Origin of the sequence: Dichotomicrobium thermohalophilum (genome assembly GCF_003550175.1) — a bacterium.
GTDB lineage: Bacteria > Pseudomonadota > Alphaproteobacteria > Rhizobiales > Rhodomicrobiaceae > Dichotomicrobium > Dichotomicrobium thermohalophilum.
Map to the genome: position 1 here is coordinate 65,172 of NZ_QXDF01000002.1, position 23,268 is coordinate 88,439.

The window sequence follows — 23,268 nt, forward strand, 5'->3', positions numbered from 1 at the left end:
CCACCGTGCTAGTGCGGTCGGGCTGGGTCGTCAGCCCGGATTTCGCTGGGTGCGGTCGTCGTAGCAGGCTCGCCAGGCACAGCTGAGGGTGTCTCAGACGCGGTTTCCGACTCTTGCCGCGCGGCGAACCGGCGCCCGGCAATCGGGATCGACACCAGATAGGCGAGCGAACCGGCCAGCAGGCTCAGATACGGATAAGTGGCAAGGACCGCGGCGAAGGTTGCTGCGACCGCGAACAGCGGCAGGACATATTTGCGGTCAATGTTGCGGCCCGCCGATTTTCCCGAAAAGGTTGGCTGCCAGCTGACCAGCAACCCAGCCATGATGCAGGTATGCAGGAAGGCGAAGGCGGTGAGAACGGGGCCTTCAGGCGCCCCGATCCCCGCCGCGTAGAACGGCAGCAGCACGACAATCGCCCCGGCCGGTGCAGGCACGCCGGTGGAATAGGCTGCCCGCCATCGCGGTCGCACCTCATCCAGCTCGGTATTGAAGCGGGCCAGGCGTAGCGCCGTACACAGCGCGAAGACCAGTGCCGCCAGCCAACCCAGGCTCGGCACCGACACGAACGCCCAGACATAGAGGATCACCGCGGGCGCGACCCCGAAATTGACGAAATCCGCGAGGCTGTCCAGTTCCGCGCCAAAACGCGAGGTGGCCTTGAGCATTCGGGCCAGCCGGCCATCCAGCGCGTCGAGCACGGCCGCCAAGAGGATCGCTGCGATGGCAAGCTCATAGCGTGCGTCGATCGCCATGCGGATCGCTGTCAGCCCCGCACACAGGGCCAGAAGGGTCACGAGATTGGGGATCAGCGCCCGAACGGGCACCTGCGTGCCGCGCTTGAGAAAGACGCGACGCCTGCCTGCGCGATCCCTGCCGTTCCCCTTGTCCGCGCCGTCGCTCAACGCACCCGCACCTCATAGCCAGAAGGCATGCCGGCCAGGTCCGTCAGGACCGTCTCGCCGCCCACCATGCGCTGGTTCTCGCCGACCATCATCTTGCGCTCGCCAGGGGCATAGACGTCAACCCGGCTACCGAAGCGGATGATGCCGATGCGCTGGCCCGCGCTCAGGGTGTCGCCTTCCTTCACGAACGGCACAATCCGCCGCGCGACATAGCCGGCGATCAGCACGACGCCGATGCGCTCACCGTCCGGCCGCTCGATCACCATGGCTTGGCGCTCGTTCTGCTCCGAGGCTTCCTCCGACTCCGCGTTCAGGAAAAGGCCCGGCTCGTGGCGCGAGGAAATCACTCTGCCGCTCACCGGGGCGCGCACCACGTGAACGTTGAAAAGGGACAGGAAGGTCGAAAACACGGTCATTGGCGCTTCGCCCAGCGCGCTAAGCTCCGGGGGAGGCGGGCGGCGGCGAATCGCGATCAGCTTGCCGTCTGCCGGGGCGATCAAAAGGTTGTCGGCCACCGGCGTGGCGCGCGATGGGTCGCGGAAGAAATAGGCCATCGCCAGCGTGACGATCAGTGCGATCCAGCCCAGCGGCGGCCAGATCAGGAACAGCACCAGCGTCGCGAGCGCGCTGATGATGATGAACTTGTAGCCCTCGCGGTGGATCGGGTCGAACGCACCGACGACGGAGTCCCAAATAGATTTGTGTGATGGCTTGGAGTCGCTCATTTTTGTTGTCCTTTCCGTGCCGGTGGCTCCCGCGGGCGCTATTCGGCCGGCTCGCTGTAAAACGACGGCACGACCTGATCGCCGTCCTCGCCCACCTCGGCGAGGCGCTCGCGGGCTGCCTCGGCCTCGCGCTGGCGACGCCACATGCTGGCGTAGAGGCCATCCCGCGCCAGCAGGTCCGTATGACGCCCCTGCTCAACGATTCGCCCATTATCCAGCACGATGATGTTATCGGCGTGAACGATCGTTGAGAGGCGATGCGCGATCACCAGCGTGGTGCGGTTTTCGGCGACCCGGTCGAAGGCGTCCTGGATTTCCTTTTCCGTGTGGCTGTCGAGCGCGGAGGTCGCCTCGTCCAGCATCAGGATCGGCGGGCTTTTCAGGATCGTGCGGGCGATGGCCACGCGCTGCTTTTCGCCGCCCGAAAGCTTGAGGCCGCGCTCGCCGACCATCGACTGGTAGCCATCAGGCAAGTCGCGAATGAACCCGTCGATCTGCGCCATGCGCGCGGCCTCCCGGACTTCCTCGTCGGTAGCGTCCGGCCGGCCGTAGCGGATGTTGTATTCGATGGTGTCGTTGAACAGGACCGTGTCCTGCGGGACGATGCCGATCGCCGCGCGCAAGCTCTCCTGCGTCACGTTGCGGATGTCCTGCCCGTCGATGAGGATACGACCGCCGCTCACGTCGTAGAAACGGAACAACAGCCGCGAGATGGTCGACTTGCCCGCGCCAGTGGGGCCGACGATGGCAACCATCTCCCCGGCCGGCACGGTGAAGTCCACGCCGCGCAGAGTAGGGCGCTTACCGTCATAGGAGAATTCGACGTCTTCGAAGCGGATCGTGCCGTCCTCCACAACGAGCGGTTTTGCGCCGGGCTTGTCGGTGATCTCCGGGTCCTTTTCCAGCAGCGCGAACATTGTCTCGATGTCCACCAGCCCCTGTTTGATCTCCCGGTAGACCATGCCCATGAAGTTGAGCGGAATGTAGAGCTGGATCAGCAGCGAGTTGATGAGCACGAAATCGCCGACCGTCTGCGTCCCGGCCGCGACGCCATTCGCCGACATCAGCATGCACACCGTCAGCCCAATGCTGAAAATCAACGCCTGGCCTGCATTGAGCAGGCCGAGCGTGTAATAGGTGCGGATCGCCGCATTTTCATACCGCGCCATCGAGGTGTCAAAGCGCCGTGATTCCCAGCCCTCGTTTCCGAAATATTTGACGGTCTCGTAGTTCAGCAGGCTGTCGATCGCCTTGGTGCTCGCGTCGTTGTCGGAGGCGTTCAGCTCGCGGCGGATCGCCATGCGCCATTCGCTGGCCTTGAAAGTGAAGAGTATGTAGACCGCCACGGTCATCAGGATGACCAGCGCATATTCCGGGCCGAAATAGTAGGTGAGCATGCCGCAGACGAGCGTCAGCTCCAGGACTGTTGGCACGGAGTTGAGCACGCCCATGCGGATGATGAGTTCGACCGCCGACTTCCCGCGCTCGATCACGCGGCTCAGGCCCCCCGTGCGCCGCTCAAGATGAAAGCGCAGGGACATGCGATGCAGATGCCGGAAGACCTGGTTTGACAGCGCGCGCACGGCGTTCTGGCCGACGCGGGTGAAGAGAACGTCGCGGAGCTGATTGAAGCCGATCATCAGCACCCGCCCGGCGCCGTAAGCGAGGATCAGGACGATCGGCAGGTAAGCCAGGGTGCTGGCGCTTACGGCGTCTTCGCCGCTGGCGTTGCCCGTGAGCCAGTCGACTGCCGCCTTGTAGGCCAGCGGTGTGGTGACGGTAATGACCTTGGCGAGCACCAGCGCGATAACCGCCAGCACCACGCGCAAGCGGAGATCAGGGCGGTCATCGGGCCAGACATAGGGTGCAAGTGCCCGCAACACGGACCAGTGGCTGCTGCGCTCGGAAAGCAGCTCCTCACCCGTCGGTGCGGGGGATTTTTGGGCGAAACTCCTCAAACTGAAATCCCGTGGGGCCGCATCGCCGGCCGCGAAGGTCAGGTCATGAGCAAATAAGCGGCGCTAGCGCGACGTCGCGCGCGGCGAGTGATCAAGCCCTGTCCCGTTTTGAACAATTCAAAACAGATATAGAGGACGTGCCCGGCTTACGCAAACCGGGTCGGGGCGCGCGAGGCGAAGCTAGCGGGGTAGCTCGAAGTGCTGGCCCGGATAGATCCGGTGCGGATTGCGGATCTGCTCGCGGTTGTTGCGGAAGATTTTGGTGTAGCGTACGCCGCTGCCGTAATGCTCCTCGGCGATATGCCAGAGCGTGTCGCCGCGCTTGACAATGATTGCGCTTTTACGAGGCTCTTTCGGCTGCCTAGCGTCAGCAGATGCCGTTTCCGCCGGTGTGGCCTCTCCCTCGTCGATCGGTTTGCTCAGCCGTTGCTCCTGCGCGATGCTGTCCTCGGTCGAGCGTGCCATGCGAGTTTCGCCGCCCTGCACTGAAGCGACGGTCACTGCCTCCGGATTGAAGCGGACCTCGGCGCGCGACAGAACGTCGCCGCGGTCGAGATCGACGTGATCAGCGCGCAGCAAGTGCTGTCCCCCATCGAGAATATCGGTCAGCGCAAACGCCCAGGACCCGTCCACCTCGGCCTGGGTCGAGCCGATGAAGCGGTTATCGAGATAAAGCGCGATCCGCGCGCCCGGCGCGGCCGTGCCGCTCAGATAGAGCCGGCCGGTCTGTTGCTTGTCCTCGTAGTCGACGGCAGAAAACGTGATCGTCCGCTGTTCCGCAGATTTCAGGCTTTCCGTGGCGATCGCAACGGGCTGGCCGGACTGCAGTATCCGCGTCGGCTGGTTATCCTGCGACAGCGCCACGACGGCTGGCGCACTCTCCGGCGACACGGAAACGGCGACGCGCTCGGCGCCCCTGACCGTCTCGGAGCCATCCGGCGCAAGCGCGGTTACGCTAAGGGAATGATCGCCGGCAGGCAGCGGCGCTTCGGGGAGCAGTACCCAGGAGCCGTCGAAGCCGGCCTTCACCTTGCCGATCACGCGCTCCGGCGTCTCCACGCGTACGGTCCAGCCCGCCGGCGCGACGCCCGCGATCACCACCTCGCCGGAATCCTCCACACGCACGATGTCGAAAGCCGGCCGCGAGGGCCCTTTATCGGCAGCTTCGGGCTGCTTTTGCGTATTCCGCTCTGTTGGCAGGGGACTTTCAACGGTCGGCCCAGCCGTTTCGACCGCAAGCTCGCCCGTCTGCGAGCGCCACCAACTCTCGCCATCGAACAACGCCCATGTCGCGATGCCCGCAGCGACCAGCAGGGCCAAAAGCAATACGCGTCCAAACCAATCCATGGCGCATCCCGTTAAAATTGGTCGCCCTCGTCACGGCGACCCGGAAACTCGCGCTAGCCCATAGGTTAGCGCAAAGCGTTCACAAAAGCACCCGCTTGTTAAACCCCGTTGTCAAGCTTTGGTTTCTTCTGCGAAAACGAGAGCCTTCCATGCTTGCAACGTCCTCGCGGGCTGGCGCTTGTCGAAGCGGGTGCTGCGCTTTACATCTGATGGTCTTGGCGAAAAGGCAAGCGAGATAATGAAACAGCAAAAAGACAACGGGATGAGCCAGACAAGCGCGCTCAGCGAAACCATCAGGAGCGTCTGCGTCTATTGCGGGTCCGGCTGCGGAACAAATCCGCGCTATGTCGAGGCGGCCCGCCAGTTGGGCAAGGACCTGGCGGGATCCAACATCCGTCTCACCTATGGCGGGGGCAGCAACGGGCTGATGGGCACGGTCGCCCGCGCTGTCATGGAACATGGCGGTGCGGTGACCGGGATTATCCCTGAGAGCCTGGTTGCAATTGAGAAGCCCTACGAAGATCTGAATGAGCTGGTCGTTACCAGGGACCTCCACGAGCGCAAGATGCTGATGTTCAAGCGCTCGGATGCCTTCGTCGCACTGCCCGGCGGCATTGGCACACTGGAGGAGTTGGTCGAGCAGCTCACCTGGGTGCAGCTTGCGCATCACCAGAAACCGGTCGTGATCGTGAACACGGATGATTACTGGCGCCAGTTCCTCGATCTTATGGAGCAGATGCGTGCGGAAGGCTTCATCCGCGAGGGACTGGAACCCGCCTTTCACGTGCTGGAGGAGGCCGCATCCGTGGTGCCGTTCCTGCTGGCACATGGCTCCAGCCAAGCGGTGAGCAGCCTCGATCACCTTGCTTGAGAATGCGAGCAGCTTGTCCTGCGTGCCAACCTGATTATCTCCCAAGACAGCAATTTCGCCAGCCCCACGCGGGACAAGCCAAATGACTTCTCTGTTTGCGGCAATTGACGACAATGTGCCCCCGAAGCTGCGCAATCTTCTACACTCGATCGTGCTGGTCGGCGGCATTGCAGCGCTGACGGCGCTCTGCGCGTACTTGCTTTTCGGCGGTGCGGGCGTCGTCTGGACGTTCGTGTCCGTGGCGATCGTGCTGCTGCTTGGGCCTCGCGTTGCGCCGGAAGCGATCATGCGCATGTACAATGCGCAGCGCGTGCCGCCGGGCCAGGGCGGCGCGCTCATGCGGGTCATCAACGCGCTGGCGCGACGCGCCGGGCTGGAGGTGCAGCCGAAGGTCTACATCATCCCCAGCAACATGATGAACGCTTTTGCGACCGGACGTCGCGACGACGCCTCGATCGGCGTGACGACGGGGCTTCTGAACCGCCTTTCGACCCGCGAGCTGGCCGGCGTGCTGGCGCACGAGATCAGCCATGTCCGCAACGGCGACCTGTATATCATGGGCATCGCCGATATTCTCAGCCGGCTGACGCTGTTCATGAGCTATCTCGCGGTATTTCTCGTGGCCGTCAATCTGCCGCTGGTGATGATGGGCGAAAAGACCGTTCCGTGGTCTGCGGTCCTGTTGCTCTATTTTGCGCCGACCATCTCGGCGGTGCTGCAGTTGGCGCTGTCGCGGGCCCGGGAATACGATGCGGATCTCGAAGGCGCGCGGCTTTCGGGCGACCCGGACGCGCTGGCCTCTGCGCTGATAAAGCTGGAGCGGTATCAAGGCCAGTTCTGGGAAAATATCTTCATGCCGGGGCGGAAGAACCCGGCGCCGTCCCTGCTGCGCTCGCATCCGAAGACCGAAGACCGGGTCGAGCGGCTGCGCGACCTGGACAAGCGTGATCTGGAGCCGTTGCCGCTGCCGACCAGCCCGTTCGAGCAGCTTGCGGAACTGGGACGCTTTTTCGGAGGGCCGCGTTATCATTGGATAAGCGGGCTGTGGTATTAACCGCAGGGCTCCTGACCACGAACGAAAGAGGGCGCATCCATGGCCGAGACCGACGGCCCGGCGCGCACAGACGCGCTGTTCACCGATCTCTACGAGCTGACGATGATGCAGTCCTACTATGCCGAGGACATGCATGATCGTGCGGCGTTCTCGCTGTTCGTACGGGAGTTGCCGGAGAACCGCAATTATCTGCTCGCCGCAGGCCTGGACGACGCCCTGTCCTATCTTGAAAACCTCCGCTTTGACGACGCGGACATCGCCTATCTGCGCGAGTTGGGGCAGTTCACGCCGGATTTCCTTGATTGGCTGAAGGATTTCCGCTTCACGGGCAATGTCTATGCCGTGCCGGAGGGCACGCCGGTCTTCGAAAACGAGCCTCTCCTTGAGGTCGAGGCGCCGATCGCTCAGGCGCAGCTCGTCGAGACGGCGGTGATGAATATCGTCCATGTCCAGACGCTGCTTGCGAGCAAGGCCGCGCGCGTCGTCGAGGCTGCGAAGGGCAAGGCCGTCGTGGATTTCGGCGCCCGGCGCATTCACGGGCGCGATGCGGCGATCAAAGCTGCGCGCGCCTATCATATCGCCGGGGTCAACGCGACCTCCAACGTCGAGGCGGGCCGGGCCTACGGCATCGAGGTCTCCGGCACCATGGCGCACAGCTACATCGAGGCCTTTGCCAACGAGGCCGAAGCATTTGCCGCCTTCACGCGCAGCTATCCCGAGACGGTGCTGCTCGTCGACACCTACGACACGGTGCAGGGTGTCCAGAACGTGATCGACTTGGCGCGCAAGCTCGGCGAGGATTTCCAGGTGCGCGCGATCCGGCTGGACAGCGGCGATCTTCTGGCGTTGAGCCGCAAGGCCCGCGCCATGCTGGACGAGGCCGGGCTGCAGGATGTCGGCGTCTTCGCCAGCGGCGGGCTGGACGAATACAAGATCGCCGAGTTGTTGGAGGCCGGTGCGCCGATCGACGGCTTTGGCGTCGGTACGGCTATGGGCGTATCGGAGGATGCGCCCTCTCTGGAGATCGCCTACAAGCTGACGGCGTACGCAGGGCAGGGGCGGCTCAAGCTGTCGCCGGGCAAGGCGTCATATCCCGGTCTCAAGCAGGTGTTTCGCCACGAGTCGCCGGAGGGGCACGCGATCCGCGACACGCTGGCCCTGCACAGCGAGTCCCTTGAAGGCCGCCCATTGTCCGAATGCGTCATGCGCGAGGGCAAGCGGCTGAAGCCCGACACGGACCTGAACGCGATCCGCACCTACGCCGCCGAACAAATCGCGGCACTGCCGCCGGAGATCCGCGCGATCCAACCGGCCGACCCGCCTTACCCGGTGAAGATCAGCACCAAACTCGAAGCCTACACGGAAGAGGTCCGCACCTACCTCAAGGGGCTGGAGCGCCGTACATCGGGCATCAACTCTCGATCGTGACGCCGGCCTTGCGCATCTCGGCGACCGCTTCGGCGCCGCCTTCCGGCGTGACCGGCAGGGTCGCCTCGGGCAGCACATGCGTCTCAAAGCCGGCCTTGGCCGCGTCGATCGCCGTCGCCTTCACGCAAACATCCTGCGCCAGCCCGCCGATCCAGACGCGCTTGATGCCGCGGCGCCTGAGTTCCTCGGCCAGCCCGGTTTCGTCGAAGGCGGAATACTGGTCCTTGTCGAACCGTGTGCCCTTGGTCACGACGATGGCGTCACCGACGTCCACCTCGTCGTGGAACGCCGCGCCCTCTGTGTCCTGCACGCAATGCGGCGGCCATGGCCCGCCATGGGGCTCAAAGCTCGGATGCCGTTCCGGGTGCCAGTCGCGCGACGCGTAGATGGGAACGCCAAGCTCCCTGGCCGCGGCGATCCACTTGTTCAGCGGCGGGATGATCTTGTGCCCCTCGGGGATTTCCAGCGCGCCGCCGGGGCAGAAGTCGTTCTGCACGTCGATGACCAGCAGGGCATCGCCCTCCCGCAGGGTTTCGCGCGGATCAATCATCGCTCTGATTCCTTTCACCTTGCGCCGGCCCGCGTAAATCGGGCAACCCGAACGCGGCCAGCGCCATTGCCACCCAGCCTATGATCAGCATCAGGCCGCCAATCGGGGGAAGCGGCAGGCCGATCGACAGGCCTGAGACGGTTCGCAGGTACAAGACCCCGGAGAACAGCGCGACGCCCGCGATGAACGCCACGCCGGCGATCTGGGTCAGCCAGCCACTTCCGGCCTTGCGCCGCGCATCGAGCGAGGCCAGCCAGGCTACGGCAAGAAGCGCGGGCACATGCATGATGTGGTAGCGCAGAGCGGTATCGAAAACACGCTTGGCCTCGGGCGGATAGCCGAGAAGGGCGTGAGCCCCGACCGAGCCGGCGAGGACGCCGAGCATCCCCAGCGCCGCGGCGGCAAAGACCCAGAACCTGTACGACATCCGCCCCCCTTTTTCGGGACGCACTGGATCAGTGCGCCACGACATTCTCCCGCATCAGCTTGTAGGTGATCGAGTCGATCAGCGCCTCGAACGAGGCATCGACTATATTCGGGGAGACGCCGACGGTGAACCACCGATCGCGCGTCTTGGTGTCCAGCGTTTCGATCAGGACGCGGGTCACGGCATCGGTGCCGCCTGTGAGGATACGCACCTTGTAGTCCACCAGTTCCAGCTCCTCGGTGTATTGCTGGTAGACGCCGAGATCCTTGCGTAGCGCGCAGTCGAGCGCATGGACCGGGCCGTTGCCCTCGCCGACCGATAGCACCGCATCCCCGTTAATCCGCACCTTCACGGTGGCTTCCGACACCGTGACGAGTTCGCCGCGCGCGTTATGGCGGCGCTCGACCATCACGCGGAACCGCTCGACATCGAAATAGCTCGGCACGTTGCTCAGATGCCGCCGAGCCATCAGCTCGAAGGAGGCATCGGCGCCCTCATAGCTGTAGCCGAGCGACTCGCGGCGCTTGACCTCCTCCAGCAGGCTGCGCACGCGCGGATCGTCCGGCGCGACCGGGATTCCAAGGCGTTCAAGCTCCGCGAGGATGTTCGACCGCCCCGCCTGATCGGAGACCAGCAGTTTGCGCGCGTTCCCGATTGCCTCCGGCGAGACGTGCTCATAGGTGCGCGGGTCTTTCTGCACCGCCGAAACGTGGATGCCGCCCTTATGGGCGAAGGCCGAAGTGCCGACATAGGGCGCGCTGCGATTCGGTGCCTGGTTGAGCGCCTCGTCCAGATACCGCGACACATGGGTGAGCGTCTTGAGCCGCTCCGACGTCACGCCGGTGACGAACCGGCTGCGATACGGCTCCTTCAGCGTCAGCGTCGGGATGATCGAGGTCAGGTTGGCGTTGCCGCAGCGTTCGCCCAGGCCGTTCAGCGTGCCCTGCACTTGCCGCGCGCCGCCTTCAACGCCGGCGAAGGTGTTGGCAACACCGTTCTCGGTGTCGTTGTGGGTGTGGATGCCGAGCCGCGCGCTGGGCAGTTCATGGGCCACGTCGCGCACGATCTCTTCGACCTCGTGGGGCAGGGTGCCGCCATTGGTGTCGCACAGAACGATCCACGATGCGCCGGCGTCATGGGCGGCCTTGGCGCAGGCCAGCGCGTATTCCCGGTTGGCCTTGTAGCCATCGAAGAAGTGCTCGCAGTCGACCAGCGCCTCGCGGTCATCGGCGATGATGGCCTCCGTCGATTCCGCGATCGCCTGCAGGTTCTCTTCGTTGCTGATCCCGAGCGCGAGTTCGACGTGATAGTCCCAAGACTTCGCCACCAGGCAGATCGCCGGGGCGCTGGATTGCAGCAGCGCCGCGAAGCCGGGATCGTTTGAGACGGAGCGCCCGGCGCGCTTTGTCATGCCGAAAGCAACGAGCCTCGCGTTCGAAAGCTCCGGCGGGTTCTCGAAAAAGGCCGTGTCCGTCGGGTTCGCGCCGGGATAGCCGCCCTCGATGTAGTCGATGCCCAGCGTGTCCAGCCGTTCGGCGATCAGCCGCTTGTCCTCGGTCGAGAAGTCCACGCCCAGCGTCTGCGCCCCGTCGCGCAGCGTCGTGTCGAACAGATAGAGGCGCTCTTGCCCGTTTGTTCCTGTACTCATTGTCTTGCCCGTCTTGGTTTTGGTGCGTTGCCCTCAGCCATGTGAAACACCCGAGAGATTGAGGCCGACGATTCCAGCGACGATCATCGCGATGGATACGAGTTTCAGCACGCTGATCTGATCGCCGAAAAACATCACGCCGACGAGCGCGACCAGCGTCGTGCCCAGCCCCGCCCAGATCGCGTAGGCCACGCTCAGATCGAAATGGCGCAGCGCGAAGCCGAGCAGCGCAAAGCTCGCGACATAGGAGGTTATGACCAGCGCCAGCACCGCGTAGATGATCCGGTCTGGCTGAAACGCGTGCTTGAGGAAGGACGTGCCAAGCACCTCGAACAGGATCGAGCTGAGCAGGATGAGCCAGTGCATCATGGGCCCCCGCCAGTCTTTGAGGTTGTCATCGGGCGATCTCCCATGTCGTCTTGATCTCGCCGGTCTCCGGGTCGCGGCTGTCCTTGAGCTGGATGCCCATCTCCTTGAGTTCGTCGCGGATGCGGTCGGCCTCGGCGAAGTTCTTCGCCTTGCGCGCCTCGCTGCGCGCCGCGATCATCTCTTCGACCTGCGCGTGATCGACCCGGTCCTCGGCCAGGTGCTTGGCACCCTCGTAGGCTTGCGCGTCGATCCCGATCAGGCGGAGGTTGGCGCCCAGTTGCTGTGCCGCCGACGCTCCGGCGACAATTGCCGGCTCTCCGTGCTTTGCCGCGTCCAGAAGCTCATTCAGGATGGCAATGGCCTTTGGCGTGTTCAGATCATCGCTGAGCGCGGAGACGAAGTCGCCGCCCGGCGGAGTCTTGTCATCGAATTCCGCATGCGCCTTTGCCTTCATCAGGAATGCGTCAGCCTCTTCCAGCTTCTGCACGGTCCAGTCGATCGGCTGGCGGTACTGCGTCGACAGCATTGCCAGTTTGATCGCCGGACCGGGCCAGCGGACATCATGCCAGCCCTCGAACAGCTCGCGCACGGTGATGAAGTTGCCCAGGCTCTTGGACATCTTCTCGCCCTCGACCATCAAGTAGCCGTTGTGCAGCCAGAAATTGGCCATCACCTCGGTGTCGTGGGCGCAGCAGCTTTGCGCGCGCTCGTTCTCGTGATGCGGGAATTGCAGGTCGATACCGCCGCCGTGGATGTCGAAGACCTCGCCCAGATGCCGCTCGGCCATCGCGGAGCATTCGATGTGCCAGCCGGGTCGCCCCTTCCCCTCGATACCGCAGGGGCTGTCCCAGCCGGGCTCACCGTCCTTTGACGGCTTCCAGAGCACGAAATCCATGGGATCGCGCTTATAAGGCGCGACCTCCACCCGCGCGCCGGCTTTCATTTCCTCGACGGAGCGGCGCGACAGGCTGCCGTAGTCCGGCCGCGATGACACATCGAACAGCACATGATCTTCGGCGACATAGGCGCACCCGACCTCCACCAGTTGCTCGATCATCGCCTTCATGTCATCGATATGCTCGGTCGCGCGCGGCTCGACATCGGGGCGCAGGCAGCCCAGCGCGTCCATGTCGGCGTGAAACTGCGCGGTGGTGCGCTCGGTCAGCTCGCGGATCGGCACACCCTCTTCCGCCGCGCGGGCGTTGATCTTGTCGTCGACGTCGGTGATGTTGCGCACGTATTTGACGCCGACGCCCTCGCCCCATTCGCCCTGCGAGGCCAGATGCCGCAGCAGGCGATAAAGCACGTCGAACACGATCACGGGGCGGGCGTTGCCGATATGCGCATAGTCGTAGACCGTCGGCCCGCAGACATACATGCGCACGCCCCTGGCCGGGTCGAGCGGCTGGAAGTCTTCCTTCTTTCGGGTGCGGGTATTGTAAAGCCTCAAACTCACGTCTCGCCCCTCCCGGCTGGCGGGCGGTGCGTCTGGATTTTGAGATGAGGCAAAAGACGGCCGCGCGCCAGCTTCCTATGTCAGCTCGCGATAATAATGCAGCAGATGTGCGCCAGCGCGGTCATGTAGGCTGTGTTGCAGGTTTTGCGCGCCGGGTCAAGCGTTGCGGTGTGGCGCCCGGCGGCTCCCTCTCTGTGGACATCGCACAACCGCCATATAGTGTTCGCAACAAGGGGGCAAAATCTGTAATCTCCGGGCCATGAAAACGGTGGACCGTTGAAGGCGATGCGGCACGAGGCGAAGCGAATTCGACGGGCTTATGGGCGCTGCGGCGGGGACGGCGGCTGTGCGCTTTGGCTGGGGGCGCTGGCGCTGCTGCTGGCTGGCGTCGTTGCGATGCCGGGGCCTTCGTCGCATTTGCAGGCGCAATCGCTCTTCGAGTGGGAGCGTGATGCCTGGCGCGACGGCCGCCGCCAGGAGGAAGACCGCCGCTCACGCGAGCAGCGCCGCGCCGATTACTGCCGGAAACTGGAACAGCGGCTGGTGCAGGAGTGGCGTCGCACCAACCAGAGCCGGAGCGAACTCCCGGAACTTCGCAAGGAATTGCGCGATGCGGAGGACGCCTTCCGTGCCGCCAAGGCCAAGGCGGACAGGCGGAATTGCTACGAGAACACCTTCTTCTTCGGCCGCTCCCTGCGCCGCACGCCAGAATGCGTCGAACTCGACCGCGAGGCCCGCAAGGCCCAGCGGCAGGTCAATTCGCTGCGCGATCGGATCGACCGCATCCGGCGCTCGGGCAGCGCGCAAAGCCGTCAGGACGAGTTGATCGCCGAGCTTGCGCGCTACGGCTGCGGGGAGGATTACGAGCGCCAATACGAGGCGCGGCGACCCAGCTTCTTCTCGTTCTTTGACGACCGCGGCCCTAGCGTCCGCGAGCCGCGGCAGCGGCGCTCCCCGTCCGAACTTCCGTTCGCCACGTATCGGACCATGTGCGTGCGTCAGTGCGACGGCTATTACTTCCCGGTCAGCTTCTCGACGCTGCCTAGCCAGTTCCAGGCCGATGAGGCGCAGTGCCAACAGCGCTGCGCCGCACCGACCGAGCTGTTCGTCTACCGCAACCCCGGCGAGGACGTGGAGAGCATGGTCTCGCTGGAGGGCAAGCCCTACACCGAGCTGAAAAACGCCTGGCTGTACCGCAAGAAGTTCATCGACGGCTGCTCCTGCGACGCGGCGGAGTATTCCGAGGCGGAAATCGCGCAGTCGATGGCCGAATTGGACGGCCCGAGCGCACGGCTCGAGGAAGGTAGTGCGCAGGGCGCGCCCGGGGCGGGAGGGCAAGCAGGTGAAGGGGCCGCCGCCCGCGAGCAGAGCGGTGACGCGCACACTGACCGCGACGCGCCCGAAGACGACAGCTTCGACCCGCGTCGGCGGTAGGCCTGTCAATCCCGAAGTGCGCGCTTACACGCTGATTTCAACAAGAAAAACTCGGGTGTTTCCTCGTGCAGGGCGTTTTTATGCCATTTTTGCCGCCAAAAGTCTTGCCGGTTTGTCCGAACGCAAAAGTCGTTTCTATGTCTCAGCGTGTGCGTAACCCAGAGTTGTTCTTGGCCGGGATTTCGCTCCGACCGGCAAAGATCGATGATATTTCTGCTATCCGCTATGTTCACAGCGCGGCAACACGTGCCTGTGCTGCGCATCATCTTGGCGACGACGACGTCGAAACACTGGCCTCAGCAATCAACCGCGAGGAATACGTCCACGCCGTTGCCGGTAGCGATCTGACGGCCGCCTGGGTCGGGGGCGAACTGGTCGGTACGGTTGGCTGGAAGCCGACAGGCGCCGCGCCTGATGTTGCCCGCCTGCAGATGCTGTTCGTCTGGCCGCTGTTCGCCGGCGCGGGGATTGGCCGGCTCCTCGTCTCGCATGCGGAGGCCGACGCGCACGCCGCTGGCTATCGCAGCGTCAGGGTGCGCACGACTATCCAGCAGGCGCCATTCTTCAAGCGGCTGGGCTATGTTATGACGGCGCAGAGCGCGTTGCGCACCGGGTCGGGCGGACGGCTGCCGATCGCTTACCTGCGCAAGGATGAGATCTGCCCGGATTTCCCCATCACCGAGAGCGCCTGGGGCGACGCTGGCCGGCGTTACCATCACTGACGGGCTAAGGTTACGCCGCATTGCCCCGCAGACGGACGGCAACCTTCTCGCGGCCGATGAGCGGCAGGAGCGCGCCAAGCTCTGGTCCGGCCGCGCGCCCGGTGATCGCCAGGCGCAGGGGGTGAAACAGTGCGCGACCCTTCCGACCCGTTTCGGCCTTCACCGCGTCGATCCAAGCCTTCCAGGTGGTCCCGTCCCAAGGCTCCCGCGGGAGCAGGTCGGCAGCCGCCTCGCACAACTCTTCGTCCTCGATCACCGGCGTGACCGGACCTTGCACCACCTGCCACCATTCCAGCGCGTCGCTGAGCACCGTGACATTGCCGCGCACGGCCAGCCAGAAAGCCTCGCCTCCGCCGACCCCCAGCGCGGACAGTTCGTCTGCGACTTTCTCATATGGCCGTTCGTGCAGAAGTTTCGCATTCACCCCGCGCAGTTCCGACATATCGAAGCGTGCCGGCGCGCGCGAAACCTTGTCGAGGTCGAAGCTCTCGATCAGTTCATCCAGGCTCTGATGCGCGGTGACCGGGTCGGATGTGCCGATAGCCGCCGAATGGCTCAGGATCGCCAGCGGCTCCAGCCCGTCTTCGCGCATCTGGCGGATCGACAGCGTGCCCAGTCGCTTGCCAAGCGACTCGCCCTCCGCGCCGACCAGCATGTTGTGATGCGCGAACCACGGCACCGACCCGCCCAGCGCCTCGAAAATCTGGATCTGCGCGCCCGAGTTGGCGACGTGGTCCTCACCGCGGATGACATGCGTGATGCCCAGCGCGATGTCGTCCACAACGCTCGGCAGCGTGTAGAGATATGTGCCGTCCGCGCGCACCAGGATCGGGTCGGAGAGCGAGCCGGCGTCGATCGTCTGCTCGCCGCGGATCAGGTCGTCCCAGGCGACCTCGCGATGATCGAGCTTGAACCGCCAATGCGGCTTCCGGCCCTCCGCTTCCAGCTTGGCGCGGTCCTCGTCCGTGAGCTTCAGCGCGGCGCGGTCATAGATTGGCGGCAGACCCTGCGCCCGCTGACGCTTGCGGCGGCGTTCAAGTTCATCGGGCGTTTCATAAGCCGGGTAGAGCCGGCCGGCGGCCTTGAGCTTCTCCGCCGCCTCGGCATAGAGATCGAGCCGGTCAGACTGGCGCACTTCCTCATCCCAATCCAGCCCCAGCCAGTGCAGGTCCTCGCGGATCGCCTCGGCGTATTCCTCGCACGAGCGCGCGATGTCCGTGTCGTCGAGCCGCAGCACGAAGCGCCCGCCGTGCTTGCGCGCGAACAGCCAGTTGAACAGCGCCGGACGGATGTTCCCGATATGAAGAAGTCCCGTCGGGCTTGGCGCAAAACGAACGGCGATCTCGCTCATCTCAGGACTGGCCTTCGCGGAACTTGTTCGTGATGGGATAGCGCCAGTCGCGGCCGAACACCCGCTCGGTGATCTTCACGCCCGGCGCGGACTGACGGCGCTTGTATTCGGCGATGCGCAGCATGTTCTCGACCTGGCGCACGATGTTGTCCCCGTGGCCGCGCGCGACGATCTCGTCATGCGGCATTTCATGCTCGATCTTGCAGCGCAGGATGTCATCGAGCGCGTCATAGGGGGGCAGCGTGTCCTGGTCGGTCTGATCGGCCTTGAGTTCGGCGCTCGGCGCCTTGGTGATGATGTGCTCCGGGATGACCTCGCCCGCCGGACCGAGCCCTTCGATAGGCTGGTTCGCGTTGCGCCAGCGCGCGGCGGCGTAGACCTGCGTCTTGTACAGGTCCTTGATCGGATTGAAGCCGCCGTTCATGTCGCCGTAGAGCGTGGCGTAGCCCACCGACATTTCCGACTTGTTGCCCGTCGTCACCAGCATCGCGCCGGTCTCATTGGAGACCGCCATCAGGATGGTGCCGCGCGTGCGGGACTGCAGGTTTTCCAGCGTGACGCCATGCCCGCCGCCGTCGAGCAGCGGGTCGAGCGCGGAGATGAAGCCCTCGACCGGCCCTGCGATCGGCACGGTGTCGTAGCGCACGCCGAGGGCCTCTGCGCAGGCCGCAGCGTCGCTCAGGCTTGCCTCGGAGGTGTACTTGTAGGGCAGCATGATACAGTGGACGCGGCTTGCACCGAGTGCGTCGACGGCGATGGCGGCGGAGAGCGCGGAGTCGATCCCTCCTGACAGGCCGAGCACGACTCCGGGAAAGCCGTTCTTCTCGACATAGTCACGCAGGCCAAGTACGCAGGCTTGATAGGCTGCGGCGTCGCCCTCGATCAGCACGGCCTTTTCGCCCGGCGCGCAGGTCCAGCCCTCCGGCTTACGTTGCCACTCGGTGATGGCGATCTGCTCGCGCCAGTCCTGCATCTGCGTGGCAAGCGCCCCGCCGGCGTTCAGCACGAAGGATGCGCCGTCGAATACCAGCTCATCCTGCCCGCCGATCTGGTTGACATAAACGAGGGGCAGCCCGCTCTCGGCCACCCGGGCGACAGCGACGTTCTGCCGGGTTTCCCGTTTGGTCAGCGTGAAGGGCGAGCCGTTGGGCACGATCAGCAGCTCTGCCCCGGTCTCCGCCAGGCACTCGCAGACATCCTCGATCCAGATGTCCTCGCAGACCGGAACGCCGAGGCGCACGCCGCGGAAGCTCATCGGGCCGGGCATCTCGCCGGGGCTGAAGATGCGCTTTTCATCGAATACGCCATAATTCGGCAGCTCGACCTTGTGGCGGACATCGCGGACCTCACCGCCTTCCAGCAGCGCCACAGTGTTGTGCGGCTTGTCCTCGCCGGGCCATGGGGTGCCGATCAGCATGGCCGGGCCGCCAGCACCGGTTTCGGCGGCAAGCTCCTCGACCGTTCGGCGCGCGGCGTCGATGAAAGCGGGCTTGAGGATCAGGTCTTCGGGCGGATAGCCGCAGATGAAGAGCTCCGAAAAGCAGATCAGGTCCGCGCCCGCCTCCGCCGCCTGCGCGCGGGCTGAACGGGCGCGCTCGGCATTGCCCTTGAGGTCGCCAACGGTCGGGTTAAGCTGGGCTAGTGCGATTCTCAGGTGGTCGGTCATGTCGCCTTGTCGGTTGCGCCGGCATTGTCGGAAGGTGGCAAATCACCCGCCAAACGTAACCGCGCCGCGCTGTCGCGCAAGGGTCATGCTGCGGCGGCGGCGCGCTCTTTGGCTTGATTGCGGATGCGCTTGAGCAGGGCGTCCACCTGTTCGGTGCTGTCGACCCTGTGCACCATGCCGCCATAGACGAGGTATTTCCAGCCCAGCTGGTCAGTCTTCGCCAGTTCCAGTGGGCGCACGCCCATCAGGTCTTCCATGGTCGTTTTGTCATCGACCCAGGGCGCGAAGACCACATTGCGCCACGCCTCCTCGGCCATTTCTGAGGGGATATGCCCGCGCTCGACCGCCTCGCGCACCATGTCGATGAAGGCGAACTGGACGAAACCGGAGCATATGAACTCGGCCGGCGAAAACCCACCGCGACGCAGATATTCGCCCAGCGACGGGGCGCGGCCGAACAGGAAGCTGCGCAGCCGGAACCAGAAACGGGTATTGCGCGAGGCCAGGGCGGCGAGCATCGAGAAGTCGTAATCGTCGATGTCGAGGAACCGCAGCATCCGCCCGGAGACCATCGCACGGACCTGCGGCGTCGCCCAGGGCTGTTCCAGCCGCTTGATGCCGACGATGTATTCCGGCGGGCGGCCCGTGTCCGAATAGACCTTGGCCGGTGCGACGAACTCCCCGAACGCGCCCAACTCGACCCCGCCAAAGGTTGTTTCGATGACGTAGCTGTCGTCGAGGCCGATTTCGGAGCGCTTGGTGGCAAAGACAAGCGCGGTATGCGCGAAGTCGGAGCTGTCGATCTTGCGGCTCAAGAAGGAGAAGAAGCTGCCCATCCGCGAGGTAAGCACCACATCGCCGCAGTGCAGGAAATTGCCGTTGCGGAACTGCTCGACGGGCATGGGCCATTCCGCCGCGTCGGCGGGGTCCGGTGCCGGCGGCGCCTCGACGGGCCGCAGCACTTCCGCGGCCGTCTCGGCCTCGGGCGCGAGTGCGTCTGCCGGACCGCGCGTACGACGCGCCTCGGCCGCCTCGTGCATGACATCGCCGACTGATTTCTTGAAGATCGGATTGACGACCGTCGGCCGTCCCTGTGAACGCCGTGACATCGCCCCGTGCCCCCGTACAGGCGATCCAATGAAAGAGAGCCGCCCGAAGGCGGCCCTGTGATGTTATCCGGCGCTGGCCACGCGCGGCAGATCTTCGATGTGCTCGCGGCGAAGACGCTCGGCGATCAGGAAGGCCAGCTCCAGCGCCTGATCGGCGTTCAGCCGCGGATCGCAGTGCGTGTGATAGCGGTCCGAAAGGTCGGTTTCGCTGATCGACATGGCGCCGCCTGTGCATTCGGTGACGTTGTTGCCGGTCATCTCCACATGCACGCCTCCCGCATGTGTGCCCTCGGCTGCATGGATGTCGAAGAAGTGCTCGACTTCGCGCATGATCGCGCCGAACGGTCGCGTCTTGTAGCCGCTGGCCGCCTTGATCGTGTTGCCATGCATCGGGTCGCAGGACCAGATCACGTTACGCCCTTCCCGCTTTACCGCGCGGATCAGTTCAGGCAGGTGATCGTCGACCACGTCCGCACCGAAGCGGGTGATGAGCGTCAGCCGCCCGGGGATATTGTCCGGGTTGAGAACGTCAATGAGCCGCAGCAGTTCGTCCGGGCTCATGCTCGGCCCGCATTTCAGCCCGATCGGGTTCTTGATGCCGCGGACGTATTCGATATGCGCATGGTCCGGCTGCCGCGTCCGGTCACCGACCCAGAGGAAATGGCCAGAGGTCGCGTACCAGTCGCCGGTCAGCGAATCGACGCGCGTGAACGCTTCCTCGTAGCCGAGCAAAAGTGCCTCATGGCTGGTGTAAAAGCTCGTGCGATGAAGCTGCGGCTGGCTCTCCGGCGTGATGCCGCAGGCGCGCATGAAGTCAAGGCTTTCGCTGATGCGGTCGGCGAGTTCGCGGTAGCGCTCCTTTGCCGGGCTTTCCTTGACGAAGTCGAGCGTCCACTGATGCACACGTTCCAGATCCGCATAGCCACCCTGTGAAAGTGCGCGCAGAAGGTTCAGCGTGGCGGCCGCCTGTCGGTACGCCTCGATCATCCGGCGCGGATCAGGCTCGCGACTCGTTTCCGCGAAGTTGATGTCGTTAATGATATCGCCGCGGTAGCTCGGCAATTCTGCTTCGCCCTGGCGTTCCACCGGGGATGAGCGCGGCTTGGCGAACTGACCGGCGATGCGCCCGACCTTGACCACGGGGCAGCGCCCGGCGAAAGTCAGCACCACGGCCATCTGCAGGAAAACGCGAAAGAAATCGCGTGTCGTGTTCGGTCCGTGCTCGGCGAAGCTCTCGGCGCAGTCGCCGCCTTGCAGCAGGAACGCCCGCCCGTGTGCCACATCAGCAAGCTTGTCCATCAGCTCGCGGGCCTCGCCGGCGAACACCAGCGGCGGAAAGTTTCCAAGCTGCGCCTCGACCTCCTTCAGCGCGGCTTCGTCCTGGTAGGCGGGAAGCTGTTGCGCAGGCTTGTCGCGCCAGCTTTGCGGCGACCAAGGAGCTGCCATATCCAAATCCTCTCGAACGTGCGTTATGCAGGGCGACCATCGCGGGCTCGCGGACCCGCGTTCACATCGCCGTTTAGCGGATGGTATACGTCATCACAACCGGGCTGACCAGCCCCCGCAACCTTAGCGAAACCAACAGCCATGCGTCTTGAACACAGCCATTCCCCGCAAGCGATCGCCGATCGGCTTAGTGCCGGTCCATCCGTCAGCTATCTGCGAGACTGGATATATGGCGGCATCGACGGATTGGTAACCACCTTCGCCATTGTGGCTGGCGCCGTGGGCGCCGATATGTCGTCGCGCGTGGTACTGATCCTCGGCCTGGCGAAGCTGATCGCCGACGCGCTCTCGATGGCCGCCGCCAACTATACCGGAACAAAGGCCGAGCACGAGGAATACCAGAAAATCCGTGAGATGGAGGAACGCCACGTCGCGCTGCACCCCGAAGGCGAGCGCGAGGAGGTCCGCCAGATCTTCGAGGCCAAGGGCTTCAAGGGCCAGGACCTTGATCGGGTGGTCGATATCATTACCGAGGAACAGCACCGCTGGATCGACACCATGATGGCCGAGGAGCACGGGATGCCATTGGTAAACCGCCTGCCGTCCAAGGCGGCGCTGGCCGTGTTCGCGGCATTCGTGCTGTGCGGGTCGGTGCCGCTGCTGCCCTATCTCTTCGGCTTGGCGAATGCCCCGATCTACGCGCTGGTGATGACGGCTGTGACGTTCTTCGCGATAGGCTCGATCCGTTCTTTCTGGTCGCCTCGGCCATGGTGGGTGGCCGGCCTGGAGACCTTGTCGATCGGGTTGCTGGCCGCTGGGGCCGCGTATGCCATCGGTGATTTGTTGAAGACAATCGTGTAAAATAAGAAAAGGCGCGGCTTCGATGGCGGACGGTCCGCTAATGCTTTTTGACGACAAGAATTTCACGATCGGTATCGAAGAGGAATATCTGCTGGTTGACCCGGCCACGCGCGATCTGGTGGCTGATCCACCCGCGGAGATGATGGAGGCGTGCCAGAGCGCGCTCAGTCACACCACGCTCGGTGAAGTCAGCCCGGAGTTCCTGCGCTCGCAGATCGAGATCGGTACGCGGGTCTGCTCCTCGATCCAGGAGGCGCGGGAGACACTTGCCGAAATCCGCGCGACGCTCGCGAAGATGGCCGGGCAGCACGGCATGGCGCTTGTCGCCGCCTCGACGCATCCGTTCGCGCAGTGGAACGTCCAGGCCCACACGGATCGCGACCGCTACAACACGCTGGCGGAGGATCTCCAGGTCGTGGTGCGCCGGCTGCTGATCTGCGGGATGCATGTGCATATCGGCATCGATGACGACGATACGCGCATCGATCTGCTGAATCAGGCCGTCTATTTCATGCCGCATCTGCTGGCCCTGTCCTCCTCCTCGCCGTTCTGGAAAGGGGAGGTGACGGGGCTGAAATCCTATCGCCTGTCGGTGTTCGACGAGCTGCCGCGCACCGGCCTGCCCGCCCAGTTTGACAGTTATGGGGAGTATCAGCGCACGGTCGATGTGCTGGTCCGGGCCGGGGTCATCGAGGATGCCACCAAGGTCTGGTGGGACCTGCGCCCGTCCGCGAAGTTCCCGACGCTGGAAATGCGCGTGCCGGACATCTGCACGCTGATGGACGACGCCATTACCATCGCCGCGCTGTTCGCCTGCATCTGCCGGATGCTCTATCGCCTGCGCCGCGAGAACAAGCGCTGGCGCTCCTACACCAATTTCCTGCTGACCGAGAACCGCTGGCGCGCGCAGCGTTACGGGATCGAGAAGGGCATGATCGACTTCGGCCGCGGCGAGATTATCAGTTTCAGCGAACTCATGGAGGAATTGCTTGTGCTGATCGGCGAGGATGCCGATGCGCTGGGGATGCGCGTGGAAGTCGAGAATGTGCACACGATCCTGGCGCGCGGCACGAGCGCGGATCGCCAGCTTGCCGTCTATCAGGCTGCCCTCGCCAGCGGCCTGACCGAGCGGGACGCGCAGAACGCCGTCGTCGACCGGCTTATCGAGGAGACAGTTGCAGGCACCTCCGCCGCGCTCGGTCCGGGCGCCGCCGTGACGGCGGAGTAGGCCGGGACGAAGGCCCCGGCCTCCCACGGCTCAGCTTTCGGCCTCGTAATAAAGCTCGGTGTTGATCTCGATATCGACCCAGTCAGACACCAGCGGCGCGAAACGGCCGAGGTCAAAGTCGCTGCGAAGCACGCGCCCCGTGGCCTGGAAACCTGCGGCCTTCCGGCCCTTGTATTTCTCGTTGAACGGGGCGAGCGGATGCTCACCAGCGTAGTTGAGCGTCACGTCGAGCGTCACCGGCTTGGTAATGCCCTTGATGGTGAGGTCGCCGGTCATGCGGCCGGAGTTCGGCCCTGTCTTGATGACTTCGGTGGTCTCGAACGTGATCTCGGGATGCTCTTCCACGTGGAAGAAGTCGCTGCTCCTGAGATGGTCGTCGAAATCCGGCACGCCGCTGTCCACGCTTGCGGGGTCGATGGTCACGCTGACGGAGCTGTTCGAGACGTCCTCCTGATCGAAGGTCACGCTGCCGGAATACTCCCGGAACAGTAGCGATTGCTCGCTCAGGCCGACGTGATTCCAGCTAATGCGGATCTGCGTGTGGCCCTTGTCGAACTGGTAGGTCTGAGGTTCCGCCTGGGCGTCCGGGTCGGGCAGCGCCATGAGCGCGGCGCCGAACAGCCCGGCAATGGCGAACGAACGCGCGGCATGAAACTTCATCAAAGCCATCAAACTCTCCCTTTTCTCAAATGATTTCGCCGGCAGGCCGGGACGCA

Annotated in this window: 21 protein-coding genes; 7 read left to right on the top strand and 14 right to left on the bottom strand. The window is 64.4% G+C overall.

The annotated features are described in order from the left end of the window. Positions 1–8 precede the first annotated feature (8 nt). The 4 genes from pssA to BXY53_RS10305 form a co-directional block, all read right to left on the bottom strand. Positions 9–902, bottom strand: a complete 894-nt coding sequence (gene pssA / locus BXY53_RS10290) for a CDP-diacylglycerol--serine O-phosphatidyltransferase (protein WP_119061917.1) — start codon at positions 900–902, stop codon at positions 9–11. Beyond that, complete coding sequence (locus BXY53_RS10295; RefSeq protein WP_119061918.1) at positions 899–1,627, bottom strand: phosphatidylserine decarboxylase; 729 nt, start codon at positions 1,625–1,627, stop codon at positions 899–901. The genes pssA and BXY53_RS10295 overlap by 4 nt, the downstream gene beginning before the upstream one ends. Positions 1,628–1,665: 38 nt before the next feature. Continuing rightward, positions 1,666–3,585, bottom strand: coding sequence for an ABCB family ABC transporter ATP-binding protein/permease (locus BXY53_RS10300; protein WP_119061919.1), 1,920 nt, complete (start codon positions 3,583–3,585; stop codon positions 1,666–1,668). A gap of 180 nt (positions 3,586–3,765) precedes the next feature. Continuing rightward, complete coding sequence (locus BXY53_RS10305) at positions 3,766–4,932, bottom strand: LysM peptidoglycan-binding domain-containing protein (RefSeq protein WP_119061920.1); 1,167 nt, start codon at positions 4,930–4,932, stop codon at positions 3,766–3,768. A gap of 262 nt (positions 4,933–5,194) precedes the next feature. Here BXY53_RS10305 and BXY53_RS10310 point away from each other — a divergent pair, with 262 nt between their 5' ends. From BXY53_RS10310 to BXY53_RS10320, 3 genes are all read left to right on the top strand, one after another. Continuing rightward, positions 5,195–5,803 carry an LOG family protein gene (locus BXY53_RS10310; RefSeq protein ID WP_119062174.1) on the top strand — a complete coding sequence of 203 codons (609 nt, stop codon included), beginning with the start codon at positions 5,195–5,197 and terminating at the stop codon, positions 5,801–5,803. Between the two features lie 82 nt (positions 5,804–5,885). Next, positions 5,886–6,857, top strand: coding sequence for a zinc metalloprotease HtpX (locus tag BXY53_RS10315; RefSeq protein ID WP_119061921.1), 972 nt, complete (start codon positions 5,886–5,888; stop codon positions 6,855–6,857). Positions 6,858–6,896: 39 nt separating this feature from the next. Next, positions 6,897–8,285 (top strand): nicotinate phosphoribosyltransferase, encoded by a 1,389-nt coding sequence (locus tag BXY53_RS10320; RefSeq protein ID WP_119061922.1) that lies wholly within the window; start codon positions 6,897–6,899, stop codon positions 8,283–8,285. Here BXY53_RS10320 and BXY53_RS10325 read toward each other — a convergent pair. The 5 genes from BXY53_RS10325 to cysS are packed head-to-tail and all read right to left on the bottom strand — an operon-like array spanning position 8,269 to position 12,735. Continuing rightward, entirely contained in the window at positions 8,269–8,835 is a 567-nt protein-coding gene (locus BXY53_RS10325; protein WP_119061923.1) for a nicotinamidase, read from the bottom strand. The two genes, BXY53_RS10320 and BXY53_RS10325, sit on opposite strands and share 17 nt — an antisense overlap. Further along, the gene (locus BXY53_RS10330) at positions 8,828–9,262 is read right to left on the bottom strand and encodes a DUF423 domain-containing protein (protein WP_170144413.1); all 435 of its coding nucleotides are present in this window, start codon (positions 9,260–9,262) and stop codon (positions 8,828–8,830) included. The genes BXY53_RS10325 and BXY53_RS10330 overlap by 8 nt, the downstream gene beginning before the upstream one ends. A gap of 28 nt (positions 9,263–9,290) precedes the next feature. Next, positions 9,291–10,910, bottom strand: coding sequence for a citramalate synthase (gene cimA / locus BXY53_RS10335; RefSeq protein WP_119061925.1), 1,620 nt, complete (start codon positions 10,908–10,910; stop codon positions 9,291–9,293). Between the two features lie 33 nt (positions 10,911–10,943). Next, positions 10,944–11,279: a DMT family transporter gene (locus tag BXY53_RS10340; protein ID WP_119061926.1), complete on the bottom strand. Its 336-nt coding sequence runs from the start codon at positions 11,277–11,279 to the stop codon at positions 10,944–10,946. Between the two features lie 25 nt (positions 11,280–11,304). Then, positions 11,305–12,735, bottom strand: coding sequence for a cysteine--tRNA ligase (gene cysS / locus BXY53_RS10345; RefSeq protein WP_119061927.1), 1,431 nt, complete (start codon positions 12,733–12,735; stop codon positions 11,305–11,307). A 285-nt stretch (positions 12,736–13,020) separates the two neighbouring features. Here cysS and BXY53_RS10350 point away from each other — a divergent pair, with 285 nt between their 5' ends. Together BXY53_RS10350 and BXY53_RS10355 are read left to right on the top strand one after the other, a co-directional pair. Next, entirely contained in the window at positions 13,021–14,169 is a 1,149-nt protein-coding gene (locus tag BXY53_RS10350; protein ID WP_170144414.1) for a DUF2865 domain-containing protein, read from the top strand. Positions 14,170–14,339: 170 nt separating this feature from the next. Next, the gene (locus tag BXY53_RS10355; RefSeq protein WP_170144415.1) at positions 14,340–14,891 is read left to right on the top strand and encodes a GNAT family N-acetyltransferase; all 552 of its coding nucleotides are present in this window, start codon (positions 14,340–14,342) and stop codon (positions 14,889–14,891) included. Positions 14,892–14,901: 10 nt separating this feature from the next. Here BXY53_RS10355 and gltX read toward each other — a convergent pair whose 3' ends face one another. From gltX to BXY53_RS10375, 4 genes are all read right to left on the bottom strand, one after another. Beyond that, complete coding sequence (gene gltX, locus BXY53_RS10360; RefSeq protein ID WP_119061930.1) at positions 14,902–16,242, bottom strand: glutamate--tRNA ligase; 1,341 nt, start codon at positions 16,240–16,242, stop codon at positions 14,902–14,904. Between the two features lies 1 nt (position 16,243). Continuing rightward, positions 16,244–17,908 (bottom strand): NAD+ synthase, encoded by a 1,665-nt coding sequence (locus BXY53_RS10365; RefSeq protein ID WP_119061931.1) that lies wholly within the window; start codon positions 17,906–17,908, stop codon positions 16,244–16,246. 83 nt (positions 17,909–17,991) lie between these two features. Continuing rightward, on the bottom strand, positions 17,992–19,017 hold the full coding sequence (locus BXY53_RS10370) for a hypothetical protein (protein ID WP_119061932.1): 1,026 nt from the start codon (positions 19,015–19,017) through the stop codon (positions 17,992–17,994). 63 nt (positions 19,018–19,080) lie between these two features. Continuing rightward, the gene (locus BXY53_RS10375; protein ID WP_119061933.1) at positions 19,081–20,463 is read right to left on the bottom strand and encodes a class II 3-deoxy-7-phosphoheptulonate synthase; all 1,383 of its coding nucleotides are present in this window, start codon (positions 20,461–20,463) and stop codon (positions 19,081–19,083) included. Between the two features lie 141 nt (positions 20,464–20,604). Here BXY53_RS10375 and BXY53_RS10380 point away from each other — a divergent pair, with 141 nt between their 5' ends. Both BXY53_RS10380 and BXY53_RS10385 read left to right on the top strand, forming a co-directional pair. Then, a complete protein-coding gene (locus tag BXY53_RS10380; RefSeq protein WP_119061934.1) occupies positions 20,605–21,324 on the top strand; it encodes a VIT1/CCC1 transporter family protein in 720 nt (239 codons plus the stop codon). A 22-nt stretch (positions 21,325–21,346) separates the two neighbouring features. Then, positions 21,347–22,552: a carboxylate-amine ligase gene (locus BXY53_RS10385; protein WP_245410441.1), complete on the top strand. Its 1,206-nt coding sequence runs from the start codon at positions 21,347–21,349 to the stop codon at positions 22,550–22,552. 30 nt (positions 22,553–22,582) lie between these two features. Here BXY53_RS10385 and BXY53_RS10390 read toward each other — a convergent pair whose 3' ends face one another. After that, complete coding sequence (locus tag BXY53_RS10390) at positions 22,583–23,221, bottom strand: YceI family protein (RefSeq protein ID WP_119061936.1); 639 nt, start codon at positions 23,219–23,221, stop codon at positions 22,583–22,585. Between the last annotated feature and the right edge of the window lie 47 nt (positions 23,222–23,268).

Excerpts from the sequence above, each read along its gene's own strand:
- BXY53_RS10325 (WP_119061923.1), bottom strand. The coding sequence starts at position 8,835 with ATGATTGATCCGCGCGAAACCCTGCGGGAGGGCGATGCCCTGCTGGTC.
- BXY53_RS10370 (WP_119061932.1), bottom strand. The coding sequence starts at position 19,017 with ATGTCACGGCGTTCACAGGGACGGCCGACGGTCGTCAATCCGATCTTC.
- BXY53_RS10380 (WP_119061934.1), top strand. The coding sequence starts at position 20,605 with ATGCGTCTTGAACACAGCCATTCCCCGCAAGCGATCGCCGATCGGCTT.
- BXY53_RS10295 (WP_119061918.1), bottom strand. The coding sequence starts at position 1,627 with ATGAGCGACTCCAAGCCATCACACAAATCTATTTGGGACTCCGTCGTC.
- gltX (WP_119061930.1), bottom strand. The coding sequence starts at position 16,242 with ATGAGCGAGATCGCCGTTCGTTTTGCGCCAAGCCCGACGGGACTTCTT.
- BXY53_RS10350 (WP_170144414.1), top strand. The coding sequence starts at position 13,021 with ATGCGGCACGAGGCGAAGCGAATTCGACGGGCTTATGGGCGCTGCGGC.
- BXY53_RS10330 (WP_170144413.1), bottom strand. The coding sequence starts at position 9,262 with ATGTCGTACAGGTTCTGGGTCTTTGCCGCCGCGGCGCTGGGGATGCTC.
- BXY53_RS10375 (WP_119061933.1), bottom strand. The coding sequence starts at position 20,463 with ATGGCAGCTCCTTGGTCGCCGCAAAGCTGGCGCGACAAGCCTGCGCAA.
- BXY53_RS10390 (WP_119061936.1), bottom strand. The coding sequence starts at position 23,221 with ATGGCTTTGATGAAGTTTCATGCCGCGCGTTCGTTCGCCATTGCCGGG.
- BXY53_RS10305 (WP_119061920.1), bottom strand. The coding sequence starts at position 4,932 with ATGGATTGGTTTGGACGCGTATTGCTTTTGGCCCTGCTGGTCGCTGCG.
- cimA (WP_119061925.1), bottom strand. The coding sequence starts at position 10,910 with ATGAGTACAGGAACAAACGGGCAAGAGCGCCTCTATCTGTTCGACACG.
- BXY53_RS10320 (WP_119061922.1), top strand. The coding sequence starts at position 6,897 with ATGGCCGAGACCGACGGCCCGGCGCGCACAGACGCGCTGTTCACCGAT.
- BXY53_RS10385 (WP_245410441.1), top strand. The coding sequence starts at position 21,347 with ATGGCGGACGGTCCGCTAATGCTTTTTGACGACAAGAATTTCACGATC.
- BXY53_RS10340 (WP_119061926.1), bottom strand. The coding sequence starts at position 11,279 with ATGATGCACTGGCTCATCCTGCTCAGCTCGATCCTGTTCGAGGTGCTT.
- BXY53_RS10365 (WP_119061931.1), bottom strand. The coding sequence starts at position 17,908 with ATGACCGACCACCTGAGAATCGCACTAGCCCAGCTTAACCCGACCGTT.
- BXY53_RS10310 (WP_119062174.1), top strand. The coding sequence starts at position 5,195 with ATGAGCCAGACAAGCGCGCTCAGCGAAACCATCAGGAGCGTCTGCGTC.
- BXY53_RS10315 (WP_119061921.1), top strand. The coding sequence starts at position 5,886 with ATGACTTCTCTGTTTGCGGCAATTGACGACAATGTGCCCCCGAAGCTG.